We start from the raw sequence: 1,319 nt of genomic DNA, 5'->3' as shown, positions 1-1,319 counted from the left end.
CTTGATAAAGCAGAGATTGACCACCACAAACCTACGGCTGGTGCGATGCTAGGATATGTCTTATCCAATTTGTTCATAGAAAATATACGACTGACTCAAGCAGGAATATACGCGAAAAGCCCAGTTAAGTGTGAGTATTTACGTGAAATTGCACAAAAGGAAGTTGAATATTTCTTTAAAATTTCGGATTTACTTCTTGATGAAAATGAGATTGTACCAAGTACAACTGAAGAATTTTTAAAGTATCACAAGTTCATTACCGAGGATCCAAAAGCCAAATATTGGACTGATGAAGATCTGCTTGAAAGCTTCATTGTGGATTTCCAAGCACAAAATATGTTCATTACGCGAGCAATCAAGCTAGCAAACAAAGAAGAAAAATTTGCTTTGGCGGCTGGTGTAGTCGAACTTTACGGCTACAATCTTCAAGTTATTCGCAACTTGGCAGGTGACTTGGGTAAAAGCGTTGCTGATTTTCATGACGAAGATGAAGATAATGATAATTAGTTTTTACGAAACTGTAGGCTTTAGTTGAATGAGGCTTGCAGTTTGATAATTTTAGCGCGATAATAAGATAAGGAGAATCCCCAAAATGAGTAAGTATAAACATCATTTTAGTCATCATGAACACCACTGTGTACAGCTCGTGCCACTATTTGGTTTACTTTCAGAAAGTGAATTAGTGCAAGTTGAGCAGGTTGTTAATCATAAAATTTTTGAAAAAGGTGAAACAGTCATCAGCCCCTTTGCAGTGCCTCAACTTGCAATTGTGGCGCATGGTACCTTGAAAATATACCAGCTTTCTAGTGCTGGTAAAGAGCAGTTACTACGTGTGATTGAACCTGGTGGATACGCAGGTGAAGACGCCTTGTTTGGAGTAATGAATGATAATCTCTATGGTGAAACATTGGAAGAAACGCAAATTTGCTTTTTGCGACAACAAGATTTCAAAAATTTGTTGTTAAAATATCCCGAGCTCAGTTTGAAATTGCTTGAAACCACCGTGAGAAGAGCTGCGGAAATGCAATATCAAGCACAATTTCTCATGATGGAAGATGTTGAAAGTCGAATCGCTAATTATCTTTTGCAACTCGTCAAAGTAGTAGATTCAAATTCTGTTATGATTCCAATGAAAATGAAAGATCTTGCAACGTTCATCGGAACAACCCGAAACTATTTCTCGTAAGTTCAAAATACTCGAAGAAAAAGGATTCATTGAGCGCCGAGGAAAGATAATCAAAATACTAGATATTGATAGCCTTGAAGATGATTACGCTTAAAATGGTCTAAAGAGCCAATAGATTCTGATCCTACACAAG

3 protein-coding genes are annotated in these 1,319 nt (G+C 37.2%); all 3 read left to right on the top strand.

What is annotated here, in order from left to right:
* On the top strand, positions 1-507 hold a 507-nt coding region (locus ABZS58_RS51365), incomplete at its 5' end, for a hypothetical protein (protein ID WP_354792148.1).
* An 85-nt stretch (positions 508-592) separates the two neighbouring features.
* Positions 593-1,186, top strand: a complete 594-nt coding sequence (locus tag ABZS58_RS51360) for a Crp/Fnr family transcriptional regulator (protein WP_354792146.1) — start codon at positions 593-595, stop codon at positions 1,184-1,186.
* Positions 1,146-1,280, top strand: a complete 135-nt coding sequence (locus ABZS58_RS51355; protein ID WP_354792145.1) for a helix-turn-helix domain-containing protein — start codon at positions 1,146-1,148, stop codon at positions 1,278-1,280. Before ABZS58_RS51360 ends, ABZS58_RS51355 begins: the two co-directional genes overlap by 41 nt.
* Positions 1,281-1,319: the final 39 nt, after the last annotated feature.

It is taken from the genome of Dactylosporangium sp. NPDC005555, assembly GCF_040605635.1.
GTDB lineage: Bacteria > Actinomycetota > Actinomycetes > Mycobacteriales > Micromonosporaceae > Dactylosporangium.
This window is presented reverse-complemented; position numbering and strand designations above follow the sequence as displayed.